The organism is Mucilaginibacter ginsenosidivorax, assembly GCF_007971525.1.
Taxonomy (GTDB): Bacteria; Bacteroidota; Bacteroidia; order Sphingobacteriales; family Sphingobacteriaceae; genus Mucilaginibacter; species Mucilaginibacter ginsenosidivorax.
In genome coordinates, this window is the sequence record NZ_CP042437.1 from 1,554,861 (window position 1) to 1,568,369 (window position 13,509).

13 protein-coding genes are annotated in these 13,509 nt (G+C 42.7%); 5 read left to right on the forward strand and 8 right to left on the reverse strand.

The genetic code is table 11. The features are described 5' to 3' along the window. Window positions 1–5: 5 nt before the first annotated feature. Window positions 6–1,007, reverse strand: a complete 1,002-nt coding sequence (locus FSB76_RS06425; RefSeq protein ID WP_147052798.1) for a tetratricopeptide repeat protein — start codon at window positions 1,005–1,007, stop codon at window positions 6–8. Window positions 1,008–1,118: 111 nt separating this feature from the next. Here FSB76_RS06425 and FSB76_RS06430 point away from each other — a divergent pair, with 111 nt between their 5' ends. From FSB76_RS06430 to FSB76_RS06440, 3 genes are all read left to right on the forward strand, one after another. Further along, a complete protein-coding gene (locus FSB76_RS06430) occupies window positions 1,119–2,336 on the forward strand; it encodes a serine hydrolase domain-containing protein (protein ID WP_147052800.1) in 1,218 nt (405 codons plus the stop codon). A gap of 145 nt (window positions 2,337–2,481) precedes the next feature. Beyond that, complete coding sequence (locus FSB76_RS06435; protein WP_147052802.1) at window positions 2,482–2,796, forward strand: YbaB/EbfC family nucleoid-associated protein; 315 nt, start codon at window positions 2,482–2,484, stop codon at window positions 2,794–2,796. Window positions 2,797–2,853: 57 nt separating this feature from the next. Then, complete coding sequence (locus FSB76_RS06440; RefSeq protein ID WP_147052803.1) at window positions 2,854–3,534, forward strand: metal-dependent hydrolase; 681 nt, start codon at window positions 2,854–2,856, stop codon at window positions 3,532–3,534. A gap of 108 nt (window positions 3,535–3,642) precedes the next feature. Here FSB76_RS06440 and FSB76_RS06445 read toward each other — a convergent pair whose 3' ends face one another. From FSB76_RS06445 to FSB76_RS06475, 7 genes are all read right to left on the reverse strand, one after another. Continuing rightward, window positions 3,643–3,828, reverse strand: a complete 186-nt coding sequence (locus tag FSB76_RS06445) for a hypothetical protein (RefSeq protein ID WP_147052805.1) — start codon at window positions 3,826–3,828, stop codon at window positions 3,643–3,645. A gap of 70 nt (window positions 3,829–3,898) precedes the next feature. Beyond that, window positions 3,899–5,161, reverse strand: coding sequence for a glucose-1-phosphate adenylyltransferase (locus FSB76_RS06450; protein WP_147052807.1), 1,263 nt, complete (start codon window positions 5,159–5,161; stop codon window positions 3,899–3,901). Continuing rightward, the gene (locus FSB76_RS06455) at window positions 5,158–6,582 is read right to left on the reverse strand and encodes a glycogen synthase (protein WP_147052809.1); all 1,425 of its coding nucleotides are present in this window, start codon (window positions 6,580–6,582) and stop codon (window positions 5,158–5,160) included. Before FSB76_RS06455 ends, FSB76_RS06450 begins: the two co-directional genes overlap by 4 nt. A gap of 334 nt (window positions 6,583–6,916) precedes the next feature. Beyond that, window positions 6,917–9,724 carry a DNA polymerase I gene (polA, locus tag FSB76_RS06460; RefSeq protein WP_147052811.1) on the reverse strand — a complete coding sequence of 936 codons (2,808 nt, stop codon included), beginning with the start codon at window positions 9,722–9,724 and terminating at the stop codon, window positions 6,917–6,919. A 190-nt stretch (window positions 9,725–9,914) separates the two neighbouring features. Beyond that, window positions 9,915–10,478, reverse strand: coding sequence for a DNA-3-methyladenine glycosylase I (locus FSB76_RS06465; RefSeq protein WP_147052812.1), 564 nt, complete (start codon window positions 10,476–10,478; stop codon window positions 9,915–9,917). Next, a complete protein-coding gene (locus FSB76_RS06470) occupies window positions 10,475–11,089 on the reverse strand; it encodes a biopolymer transporter ExbD (RefSeq protein WP_147052814.1) in 615 nt (204 codons plus the stop codon). Before FSB76_RS06470 ends, FSB76_RS06465 begins: the two co-directional genes overlap by 4 nt. A 169-nt stretch (window positions 11,090–11,258) precedes the next feature. Beyond that, the gene (locus tag FSB76_RS06475) at window positions 11,259–11,603 is read right to left on the reverse strand and encodes a carboxymuconolactone decarboxylase family protein (protein WP_147052816.1); all 345 of its coding nucleotides are present in this window, start codon (window positions 11,601–11,603) and stop codon (window positions 11,259–11,261) included. Window positions 11,604–11,748: 145 nt separating this feature from the next. Between FSB76_RS06475 and FSB76_RS06480 the strand changes: the two genes are divergently transcribed. Beyond that, entirely contained in the window at window positions 11,749–12,126 is a 378-nt protein-coding gene (locus tag FSB76_RS06480) for a VOC family protein (protein ID WP_147052818.1), read from the forward strand. Window positions 12,127–12,314: 188 nt separating this feature from the next. Then, window positions 12,315–13,409: an AI-2E family transporter gene (locus FSB76_RS06485; protein WP_147052819.1), complete on the forward strand. Its 1,095-nt coding sequence runs from the start codon at window positions 12,315–12,317 to the stop codon at window positions 13,407–13,409. Window positions 13,410–13,509 lie beyond the last annotated feature (100 nt).

The window sequence follows — 13,509 nt, forward strand, 5'->3', positions numbered from 1 at the left end:
GATTTTTAAAACTTTCTTTCCGCCTGCGCAACCCAGGTATCCAGCGCTTTACGCTTATCCTCATTTTGCTGCAGCCATTGTTTGTTAGCTTCCTTATCTGCACTTAAACCCATCAGCCTTGCAAAGGCTGACATATTATTGGTTTTACTAAGGCTGTAAAAAAAATCGGCATAATAGTGCCTAAAGAAATCATTCCCCGTCTGCTTTTCGGCCAATTGCCCAATTGCTTCAAAAATCGACTTTAGCTGATTTTCTAATACTTCTGCGGGTGTTGAACCTGGTTTCGCTTTTGCTATAGCCGCATTCAAGGCCCGGTTCAAAGTTACGGCTGATGCTTCGGCTTTGGCATCTTCTGTTTTAAGCGTGCCGCCTTTTAAAATGCTTTGCATATTGGTATAGGCCTCGTCGCTGCGCGGGCCTTCGGGATCCAGGAGTAAATAGCTGCAAAAGCCCATCAACGCCGCTGCCCTTTTGTTTTGGTGGAAAGTTACCAGGCCGTACAGGCGCTGGCTATTGGCATGTTTGGGGTCGAGTTTTATGGCTTCTATGGCCGCCTGCTCGGCTTCGGCAAATTGTTTGGCGCGGAAGTAGGCTATGCCAAGGTTAAAATACAAAGGCTGGTAGTCGGGCTTTATTTTTAGGCCCTCCTTATAAGCATCAATGGCTTGTTGGGGTTGGTGGCTGCTGTCGTAAATACCACCTAACAACTCAAACGCCGGGCCGGTAAAGCTGGAGTTAGTTTTGGTCACCTTAATCAGGTACGGGATTCCGTCGGTGCCTTTACCCGATGCATTCAGGCTGAATGCTATTTGATAATTGGCCTGGGCATTATCCGGTTCGGTTGTTAAAGCCATTTTATATTTTTCAATTGCCCCGGCATAATCATGCTGATTGTTGAGCTGGATGCCCTGTTTTATCAACCCGGCAACATCGGTATCCTGAGCCCGAACAGCTGCCGAAAACGGTAAAAGAAGCATCAACAACCAAAATTTTTTAACTATATTCATACTTAAACATACAAAGAGTATGAAGTAAACGAAAAAAAATAAAAACTTTAATGTTAACCTGCTGTATAATTTCTAATTTTCGCATTCGTTTTAAGTGTGAGATTCTGATCTATGAAGTTATTGTACAAGAGTACCCTTTCGTTCGCGTCCTTACTGCTGATTTTAACAGCCTGTTCGTCAAAAAATAAAGATAAAGCGCAAAGCGCCGCCGGCCCCGCCACCGCCAAACCACTGGATACAGTTACCTTGCTGGCCTACAACCCCAAAAACGCCGATAAAAAAATAGATGCGGTAATGCAGGAATTGCACCGCACCCGCGCATTTAATGGCAATGTGCTGGTAGCCAAAAAAGGAAAAATTATTTATGAAAACGCCATTGGCTGGGCCGACTACCTGCACCGCGACAGCCTGCAAATAGGCTCCCAATTTGAGCTGGCCTCGGTTACCAAAACCATGACATCAACAGCCATATTGATGCTGATGGAACGTGGCAAGCTCAAATTGGATGATGATGTAAAAAAGTTCTTCCCCGATTTTCCGTACGATGGGGTTACCATTCGCCTGTTGCTTACCCACCGCTCGGGTATGATGAATTATGTGTATTTCATTGATGACATCTATCGAAGCCAACACCTTAATCAAAGGAAAGGGCTTACCAATATGGAGGCCATGAAAATGATTGCCGATTACAAACCACATCCATTCAATGTACCCAACAAGCGTTTTTTGTACAATAATTCAAACTTTATGGTGCTGGGTTCTATTATCGAAAAAGTGAGCGGCGTATCATATGCCCAGTTTATGAAAGACAACGTATTTAAACCGGCCAGCATGTTGCACACGGCAGTTTACTCCAAAGCAGTTTATGATAAAATACCCGTGCATGTGGTTGGTCATGACCGCGGGCAGTGGAAGTATTCGGTAGCGCAAAACTTTTTAGATGGCCCGGTTGGCGATAAAGGTATCTATAGTACCATTAAAGATCTTTTCCTGTTTGACAGGGCGCTGCGTGCCGGAATATTACTAAAACAAGCCACGCTCGATTCGGCCTATGTGCCGCGTAACCCTATGCTGCATGGCCACTTTAGCTATGGCTACGGCTGGCGTACCTTTACCGCACCTGGCCAGCAGGTTATTTATCATACCGGCTGGTGGCATGGTTTCAGGCACATTTACCTGCGCGATATGAAAAACGATATTACTATTGTTTTGTTATCAAACTTAGCCAATGGCAGCCTCTTAAAACTCGACGACCTGTTTAAAGCCGCCGGCATGCCTGTTGTGCGTAAAAGTGCTTACAACGGTAATGGTGATACCAGTGATGATTAGTTGTGAGTAAAGCAACTTCGTATCAACCCTTTTGGTTTTGAATTTGTAAAATTTAAGTATCAATAATATTAAATAAATTACCCATCTGCATATTTGCACATCTGTAATCCGCACATTTGCATATCTGCACATCTATAAAAAAGTTATGTTTGATAAAATAATGGAAGCCCAGCAAAAGGCTGGCGAATCGAAAAAACGCCTGGATGCTATTACTGTAACAGGCAGTGCCGAGGGTGGCAAAATTGTGGTAACGGCCAATGCCAACAAAGTGGTAAAATCAATAAATATCAACCCCGATTTTTTGGCTGATGCCGATAAGGAAGAGTTGGAAGAGTTATTGGTTGTGGCTTTTAACAAAGCCATGGAACAAGCCGATAACGTAAGCCAGGCCGAAATGGCTGCTATGACCAAAGATATGTTTGGCGGGATGCCGGGTTTAGGAAACTTGTTTGGAAAATAAAGCCCCCTAACCCCTGAAGGGGGAACGATAGTTTGGATAAATTTTAATTACTATACTATGAAAACGACTTATTACGGCCAATCAACCGTTGAGATAGAATTGAGCAGCGGCACCAAACTTTTGTTTGATCCATTTATAACACACAACCCCTTGGCTAAGGATGTTGATTTACAAACGCTGAAACCTGATTATATCCTGGTATCACACGGACACGGCGATCATGTTGCCGACCTGATAGAAGTGCAAAAAAACAGCGGCGCTAAAGTTATCTGCATCGCCGAAATTGCTAACTGGCTTAACGGCAAAGGTATTGACAATGTACATGGCATGAATATAGGCGGTGGTTTTAACTTTGATTTTGGCCGGGTTAAAATGGTAAACGCGGTTCACTCCAGCACTATGCCTGATGGTGCCGCTGGGGGTAATCCTGCAGGTTTTCTATTAACCATCGAAGGTAAAAAAATCTATTTTTCCGGCGATACCGCGCTTACCTATGATATGAAGCTGCTGGAAGACGAAAACCTTGACTGGGCTTACTTCCCTATCGGCGATAACTATACCATGGGTGCCGATGATGCTATTAAAGCCGCAGGTTTTATTAACTGTAAAAACATCATAGGCATTCATTACGATTCTTTTGATGTTATTAAAATCGACAAAGACGAGGTAAGAGAAAAATTCATCAAAGCCGGGTTAAATTTAAAGTTGCCGGCTATTGGCGAAACGATAGATTTGTAGTTAAACGAATTTACTTATTTCGTGCTACGATCTTTGTAATGATATAAAAATTGAAAACAAAAGAGCCTCCCGAAATACTCAGGAGGCTCTTTTTATTAAAGGATGTTATTACATTTTTGCTGTAGTATCCTTCATTTTTTTCTTAATCTTCGTTTTGCCATTCTTCTTTTTCACCTTCACTTTGGTAGTGTCAGTTTGCATGATACCACTTGACGATTTAACCGGTGCCCCATAAGCAAAAACGCTTCCGAAAGAGATTGCTGCTAAAGCAACCATACAAAGTGCCTTTTTCATAGTTTTATGTTTTATAGTTTTTATACTACCAATAACAAATTAACTATAAATTGTTTTTTATTTCGTTTAATTAAATTATTGTACCACTGGGGATAATTGCTCGTTTTTTAACAACTACAATACCATCCTGCACGGTATGGGTCCCGTAATCGCCATCGGGCAACAGACCACCGCAATTGATACTTACGTCATCGCCTATGTAGGTATTTTTATCAATAATGGCGTTCTTTATCTTCACCCTGTCGCCTATACCCATAATTGGCGAATCGCTTAATTTCAGTTCGGCAATTTGTTCAAGCGTTTGGTAATTATCGCTACCCATTACGTAACAATTCTCAATTTCGGTATCAACTCCTATCCGCGTGCGGATACCGATGATAGAGCGGGTAATTGTTTTAGCGCTGATGATACAACCATCGGCAATAATTGATTTATTTAATGTGGTACCCGACACCTTTGATGGCGGCAGCATGCGCGCACGGGTATAAATATGGTTTTCGCCAAAAAGGTTAAACTTAGGTATCTCGTCGGTTAGGCCCAGGTTGGCGTCAAAGAACGATGGTATGGTACCAATATCTGTCCAGTAACCCTCGTACTGGTAGCTTAAAACCTTATGATTAACTATAGATTGCGGAATAATCTCTTTACCAAAATCGGTACGGTCATTACCTTCCAGCAATTCATAAAGCAGTTTACGGTTAAAAATGTAAATACCCATTGATGCCAGGTAAACCCGTCCTTCGGCTTTCATCTCGTCGCTTACGTCAGATGCCCAGCTTTCAAAGTTCGATTTTGGTTTTTCGATAAATGCAGTAACCATGCTATCGTCATCTGCTTTCAAAATACCAAATCCCGGAACATCAGCCGCATCAACAGGAATAGTAGCGATAGAAATTTCGGCACCGGCGTCTATATGCTTGGTTATCATATCATCAAAATCCATCTGGTACAGTTGGTCGCCCGATAGGATCAGTACGTACTCAAACTCATGTACAGCCAGGTGGTGTAAACTTTGCCTTACCGCATCGGCTGTACCCTGAAACCATGATACGCTTGAGGGCGTCTGTTCTGCCGCCAAAATATCAACAAAAGCATCGCTAAAGCTGCTAAAGTGGTAAGTATTTTTGATGTGTTTATTTAACGAAGCCGAGTTAAACTGCGTTAACACATAAATACGTGTAATACCCGAGTGCAGGCAATTGGAAATGGGAATATCAACCAAACGGTACTTACCGGCAATTGGCACAGCCGGTTTTGAACGTGTTGCAGTAAGGGGCGATAAGCGACTGCCCTGGCCACCGCCAAGCACAATTGAAATTACTTTAGATGTCATATCAGAGGGTTTAAACTTTCATAAAGGTTTATATATTCTTTGGCCGATCTGTCCCACGAAAAATCGAGGGCCATCATGCGCTTGCGGAGTATTTGTAGTTGTGGCTGGTTTTGGTAAAGTGCGGCAGCCCGGTTTATGGCGTGGCAAATATCATCCACAGAAACCTGGTTAAACCGGATGCCGTAGCCGCCTTCGTCGCCAAAATCAATTACCGAGTCAATTAAGCCGCCCGTACTGCGTACCAGCGGCATGGTGCCATACCGTAGGGAATAAAGCTGGTTAAGCCCGCATGGTTCAACCCGCGATGGCATCATCAGGAAATCGGCGCCGGCATACACTACGTGTGCCAACGATTCGTCATAACCGATAAATACATTGCACCTGCCGGGATATTTGGCCTTAAGTTCAAGTAAGGCCAGTTCCATATCTTTGTCGCCCGAGCCAAGGATAAAAAAGTTAACCTCATCGCCATATTGCGCCAGTGTACGGTCGATAGCCTCGGGCAACAGATCGGCGCCCTTTTCAATCACCAGCCGGCCGATGAAAGTAAATAAGGGTTTCGACGGATCCAACCCAAAGCGGGTACAAAGTACTTCTTTGTTTAATTGCTTTCCCTTCGCCAGTGTTTTAGTATTAAAATGGCTCGGTATCATAGGGTCTTTCAAAGGATTCCACACTTCTGTATCAATACCGTTGATGATACCATGCCCTTTCGCCCTTTCGATGTAAAAAAGGTATTCCAACCCGTTTGAGTTAATGGTAAGCTCGCGCAAATAAGTTGGCGAAACCGTGGTATACAGCCAACTGCATTTTACAGCGGCAGCCAGCGGGTTTATGCCGCCTGCCCAATCAAGCAGGCCTGTTGAAGCCGGATCAACTTCGGGCAGGTACTGAAAATGCTCCCAGCCAAAAGCGCCATGATACTGGCCGTTGTGAATGGTAAATACCGTAGGTACATTGGCCAGCCGTCTGTACAATTTGGAATGGTAAAGCAGGAATGGTACCAGGCCGGAGTGATGATCATGACAGTGGATAACGTCCGGTGTTTGCTGCGAGTAGCTGATCCAATCTAAAAAAGCCAGCTGAAAAGCGATGAACTGCTCCCGTTCGTCGGGATAGCTGTATACATTTTCCCTATCAAGCAGTCCAGGTATGCGGACTAAAAACAATTCAAAACCCAGCTTATCGGTTTTTTCTTTTAAAATTTCAAAATAAAGGCGGCGGGTATTTAGTAAAGTTACGGCAGTAAAAACAACATCAAATTCGTTTTCCTGGGTAAACTTGCGGTCGTAATAAGGCATTACAACCGCTGCCTGCAAGCCTGCCAGGTTCTGGTATTTAGGCAGTGCACCAACAACATCTGCAAGGCCGCCAACTTTGGCAACGGGGTAACATTCGGCACTCAAATGGAATATTTTCATTCAGGTTTTATTGGCTCAATTTAAGGAAAGATTACCAAAAGAGAAACCTATAATCATTAATATAGTTTTTGAAATTTACAGAGAAGATTGTAAAAATGTTATTAAAGTTTTGATGATTATATTGATATATTGGTATAAAAGAGGACCAAAAGAATGGAGAGGCTGAAGGAGATTGGGTACACTAAGGTTGTTTTTTGACGATAAAAGCCGACAGTTTTCTCACTAATAGAAAAAATGCCATTGCGAGGAACGAAGCGATCGCGAACAATGCAAATCCGCTATGCACGCGATGAGATTGCCACGCTATCGCTCGCAATGACATAAATTGTTACTATCAATGCGCCTCTAACCAATTCAACCCCGTACCAATCTCTACCATAATAGGCACTGTTGTTTTAATGGCGGTTTTCATGTTGTGCATAATGATGGGTTTTACAATCTCAATTTCGTCATGAGGTACATCAAACACCAACTCATCATGTACCTGCATGGTCATGCGGGCATCTAATTTTTGATTTATAAATTCGCGGTGAATGTTGATCATGGCTATCTTGATCATATCTGCCGCCGAACCTTGTATGGGGGCATTAATGGCATTTCGCTCGGCAAAACCACGAACGGTGGCGTTGGCCGAATTGATATCGCGTAGGTAACGGCGACGGCCCATCAACGTACATACATAGCCGTTTTCGCGGGCAAAGTTCATGGTATCACTCATATATTGTTTAATACCAGGAAACTGCGCAAAGTACTGCTCAATAATATCCGCAGCCTCTTTACGCGGGATGCCTAAACTTTGTGATAAACCAAAGGCCGATTGCCCGTAAATGATGCCAAAATTAACCGCTTTTGCGTTGCGCCGCTGCTCGCTGGTTACTTCTTCCAAAGCTATGCCATAAACATTGGCAGCGGTGGCGGTATGAATGTCAAGGTTATCCACAAAGGCCTGCGTCATGTTTGGGTCTTTACTGATCTCGGCTATGATGCGCAATTCTATCTGCGAATAATCGGCAGATACAATGCTGTGACCCACATTTCTGGGGATAAATGCTTTACGTACCTCCCTGCCCCGCTCGGTACGAATAGGGATATTTTGCAGGTTGGGGTTAACACTGCTTAACCTGCCGGTAGCGGCTACCGCCTGGTTATATGAGGTGTGCACCCTACCCGTTTTAGGGTTCACCATAGTTGGCAAAGCATCAACATAAGTTGATTTTAGTTTTTGCAGTTGCCTAAAATCCAATATATCCCTTACAATATCACTTTTGGCAGCCAAAGACAGCAGCACATCTTCGCCGGTTTGGTATTGGCCGGTTTTGGTTTTTTTGGCTTTAGGGTCAAGCATCAGTTTTTCAAACAGCACCTCGCCTAGCTGTTTTGGCGAGGCTATGTTGAACCTTACCCCCGCTTTTTCATAAACAGTTTTTTCGAGTTTACTAATATCCGTCTCCAGCTCCTTACTGAACTCGCCCAGCGTAAAGTGGTCTATTTTTACACCTTCAAATTCAATGTCGGCCAAAACGTAAATCAATGGATGCTCTATTTCGTGAATAAGCTTTTCGCTTTCCACCTCTTTTAATTTTGGTTCGAAGACTGATTTTAACTGCAGGGTAATGTCGGCATCCTCCGCGGCGTATTCTTTAATTTTTTCTATCTCCACATCGCGCATGCTGCCCTGGTTTTTACCTTTGGGGCCAATAAGCGAAGTAATGGAAACCGGCTTATAGCCAAGGTAATTTTCGGACAGTACATCCATCCCATGGCGGGTATCCGGGTCGATAATGTAATGTGCCATCATGGTATCAAACAGCTGGCCTTTAACCTGCACATTGTACCATTTCAGCATCAGGATATCAAACTTAATATTTTGCCCTATTTTGCCTATATTTTCATTTTCCAGCACCGGTTTAAACTCATTAACTATAGTTTTAGCAGCTTCCTGATCTTCGGGTACCGGCACATACCAGGCCTCGCCTGCTTTTATTGAAAACGACAAGCCAACCAATTCGCAATAATTTGCATCAGTTCCGGTAGTTTCAGTATCAAAGCAAAAACTTTCCTGTTTTTCAAGGATAGTTATCAGCTCTGCGCGTTTTTCAGCTGTATCTGCCAGGTGGTATTCGTGCGGTACGTTATCAATATTTTTAGATGCTGTTACAAAGTCTTCGCGGATATCCTCCACATCAACTGTCATGGTGGTGCGGGCGGTGGCAACAGGCTCGCCAAACAAGTCGGTTTGGGTACCTGCAGATTTAAACTCAGTAATGGTAAAATCATCGCCAAAAACGCGCCTGCCCAGCGTGCGGAACTCCAGTTCGGCAAAAAGGGGCTCTAACAGTTCTTTACTCGGCGCACCAACTTCCAGCCCTTCCTCGTCCAATTCAACAGGTACGTTTAATAATATAGTCGCCAGTTTTTTTGATAGTAAACCCTGCTCGGCAAATTGCTCAACATTCTCGCGCTGCTTGCCTTTTAGTTCATGGCTGTGGGCAATAATGTTTTCCATCGAGCCGTATTGTTTAATAAGCGATTTTGCAGTTTTCTCGCCTATACCCGGAATACCGGGAATATTATCTACCGCATCGCCCCAAAGGCCTAAAATATCTATAACCTGTTCAACGCGTTCTATTTCCCATTTCTCCAGCACCTCCTTCACGCCCAAAATCTCCATCCCGTTACCCATTCGGGCAGGTTTGTAAATGCGGATATTATCAGATACCAGCTGCGCAAAATCCTTATCGGGTGTCATACAGTAAACCTGGTAGCCCTTTTGCTCGGCCTTTTTGGCCAGGGTGCCTATAATATCATCGGCCTCATAACCATCTGATGTTATTACCGGGATGTTAAAACCCAGTATCAGCTTCACTACGTAGGGTAATGCCTTTGATAAATCTTCGGGCATAGCCTCGCGGTGAGCCTTGTAATGTTCGTAATCGGTATGGCGTTCGGTTGGCGCTTCGGTATCAAAAACCACAGCCATGTGTGTTGGTTTTTCTTTTTTCAAAACATCCAGCAGGGTATTGGTAAAGCCCATTACCGCCGATGTATTCATCCCGCCCGAGGTAAACCGCGGACTTTTACTCAAAGCAAAATGCGCCCGGTAAATAAGGGCCATGCCATCCAAAAGAAATAGTTTTTTCATATATTATACACACTAATTGCACGGATTTAATCGAATTTCACGAATTACCTGCAATGGCTCTATGCAAAAATAGAATTAAATCCATGATAATTCTTACCGATTAAAATTCGTATAATTTGATTAAATCGGCGATAGTCTGTGTTCATTAAAATTCGTGTAATTCGATTAAATTCGTGACGATTCGTGTATATCATTTGAAACTACACTCCGGTATATGATCGTTCACCATACCCGTTGCCTGCATATGGGCATAACAAATGGTGGTGCCAAAAAACTTAAAGCCCCGCTTTTTCATATCCTTACTAATGGCATCTGATTCAGGCGTACTGGCGGGAATTTTATGATGATGATTGATAATGGGTTTACCGCCGGGCATAAAGCTGTACAGGTATTTATCAAACGAGCCAAATTCCTGTTGTATATCGATGAACAATTTGGCGTTGCTGATGGCTGCCAGGATTTTTAACCGGTTACGAATAATGCCGGCATCCTGCATCAGGCGTTCCACATCCTCATCGGTAAAGGCAGCTACTTTGTGTACGTCAAAACCGGCAAAGGCTTTGCGGTAGCCCTCCCTCCTGCGTAAAATAGTTATCCAGCTTAAACCAGCCTGGGCAGATTCGAGGATCAGAAACTCGAAAAGCGTTTTATCATCGTGTACTTCTTTGCCCCACTCTTCGTCGTGGTATTTATTGTAAAGTGGATCGGTGCCCGCCCAACTGCAACGGATTATTCCCTGGGGATTGTCATTCATTTTTGCCATATAAAAGAATATACTATGGTGAATCTATTTACGTGCTGCTTGTGCAATACACTTATAATTTTCTTAATAACCGGGTAAGGCGTTTCGCCGTCGGCCGCGATAGCGATGCGCATTTGGGTATCGTGTTGTTTTATTGTTGCCTTTCTTGAGCATCTTATCCAATTGAATAGTTCGTCGTCACATGCTAAATCGGGCAATAAACCTGACTGTGCGCGATAGTCGGTAAAATTGTAGTAGTTGGTGATATATTTTTTTAGTGAGTTTAACGGGGTACCGATAAAGTCAGTTTTGCCAAATTTAGTTATATCATCCGATGAAAACGGGACATCATATATTTTGGCCATTTGTTTTAATGCGTCTACGCGAACATCTGTAGATTCGAGTCCAAACATTACCTTGTTTTCTCCAACTAATATGGTTCCAAAATCACTTTCAGGGATATCGCCAGTCATAGAATGACCAACTGGCAAATTAATATCAATAGGGCTTCGGGGCAAAGGCCTTCCATAAAATAATAGAAACATCAATACAATCAATAACAAGCTGAACATCGAAAACATGTCTACATCAAATAGTTCGCGACGGGATTTTGATTGATACATAAGATTAGGTTTTTATTAACACTATACGCCCGTCCATCATTTTTATTGTATTAAAAACCAACATGTTGCCAACATTAATATTCGGCCTGCAGAGTCGAGAGATTGTTTCGTTCCTTATATCAGGACGTAAAGATTGCTCAACTGCTCTCTCCGCCCAACCCGAAACTTGCTAAACCTCGTTTAACTCATCCCAATACTCTACAGCCCTACGGTAATGTGGGATTACAATTGACCCGCCTACCAAATTGGCAATCATAAATATCTCGTTCATTTCGTCGCTGTTAACGCCTGCTTCGTGGCATTTCCCTAAGTGGTATTTAATGCAATCGTCGCAGCGCAATACCATACTGGCAACCAGGCCAAGCATTTCTTTGGTTTTTACATCAAGCGCGCCATCGGCATAGCTGGTGGTATCCAACGCGAAAAAGCGTTTGATATTGGTGTTGGCAGTTTCCATTATCCTATCGTTCATCCTGGTGCGATAGCTGTCAAATTCTTTTACAAGTCTTCCCACTTTATAATTATTAAGTTATTGGATTAGTGAATTATTGATTTCAATTATTTTTGACAATTTTACTAAATTATTTAGCATTTTCAATATAAATCTATAATTTTATCCCGAGTATTTATTTCAATTTTTACCGCTTGATTAAAAAACAATGGAAAGCTTGTCGCCCAATATTTTTGTTAAGGATATTAACGAAACTATAAAATTTTATCACCTGCTGGGTTTTGAACTGGTAGTAACCGTACCCGAAACCGGTAATGACCTCATTTGGGCCATGATGGCCAAAGGTAACGTAACCATGATGTTTCAAACCATGGCCAGCCTGGGCGAAGAGCTTCCCGATATCAGCCGGCAGGATGGGGCTTCGATGTTGCTATATATCAAACTTAAAAACATCCGGGCATTTTTTGAATCGGTAAAAGATCTGGTGCCTGTTTTGAAAGGCTTAGAAACAACTTTTTACGGCGCCACCGAGTTTTCGATTAAGGACAATAACAACTACGTGCTTACGTTTGCCGAGGACGAGTAAAAAGTAATTAAGCCTGCAAACAGGTTCAATCATCAAAAGCCGGTTTTACCTCCTGCTAATGGACATAAATTTACAACCAGCCGTTACAGAAGAAAAGATGACTTTTTTCCTAATAATTTTGTATCTTCAAACCTCGGGCACCCTTTTGTGTTAAGGTATCTGAACAACACCAGATAATTATCTACCCTATGCCGGCAAAAAAAATTGCAGCCCCTTTTTACGAACGACTTGCGCTTACCCTGCTGGGTTTTCTTGCCCTTGGTTATCTCATCATTGTAGGAAAAGACATTCTCGACCCATTAATCTTCGGGTTTATATTTGCCATCCTGTTGCTGCCGGTTTCTAACTTCCTTGAGAAAAAGCTCCGCCTGCCGCGCAGCATGTCATCATTGGCATCCATCCTTTTATTGGTGGCTCTGGTTGGCGGCATACTATACCTGGTAGGTTCGCAAATATCAAACCTTGCCAACGATTGGCCGATGCTAAAAAGCCAGGTATCGCAATCCATTCACGATTTGCAGGATTGGGTGCAATCGGCATTCCATATAAACGCGGCCAAACAATTAAAATATGTAGATGATGCCTCAAAAAAAATAATGGAATCTGGAACCGACGTGGTAAGCACTGCTTTTGGTGCAATCTCGTCGCTCATGATATTTTATGTGTTTATCATGATCTTCACTTTTTTTATTTTGCTTTACAGGCGGCTTCTCCTTCGTTTTATCATCTGGGTATTCAGGGATGAGAACTCGGCCGTAGTGATGGATATTGTAGAAAACATTCAGTCGATCATGAGGCAGTATATATTGGGGCTATTGCTTGAAATGTTTATAGTAGCCAGTGTTGCCATTACCGTTTTTTTATTAATTGGTATAAAATACGCAGCATTGCTGGGTATCATTGTAGGTTTATTTAACATCATCCCGTATATAGGTATTTTCACGGCGCTGCTATTAAGCACCATCATCACTTTTGCTACCGGCAATATTGGCAAAACGGTAACGGTAGCTGTTAGCGTAATTGTAATACACGCCGTAGATGCCAACTTTTTGCTACCAACTATTGTGGGTTCAAAGGTGAGGCTTAACGCCCTTATCTCGTTCATCGGCATTATCCTCGGCGAAATGATCTGGGGGCTTTCGGGCATGTTCCTTTCTATACCCGTTATTGCTATTTTCAAAATTATATTTGACCGCATTGAAAGCCTTAAACCCTGGGGTTACCTATTAGGAGGCGACTATGAGTCAAATAAAAAAGCTGCCGAAAAGCTGAAAGTTGAATGATATTGTTTCCGTCAATGAATACTACAAAGTTGAGATTTATGAGAGCCATTGTTTTTTAAACAGCTTTTATTTTTGTTTAATTGATGGGTATATCATTAAT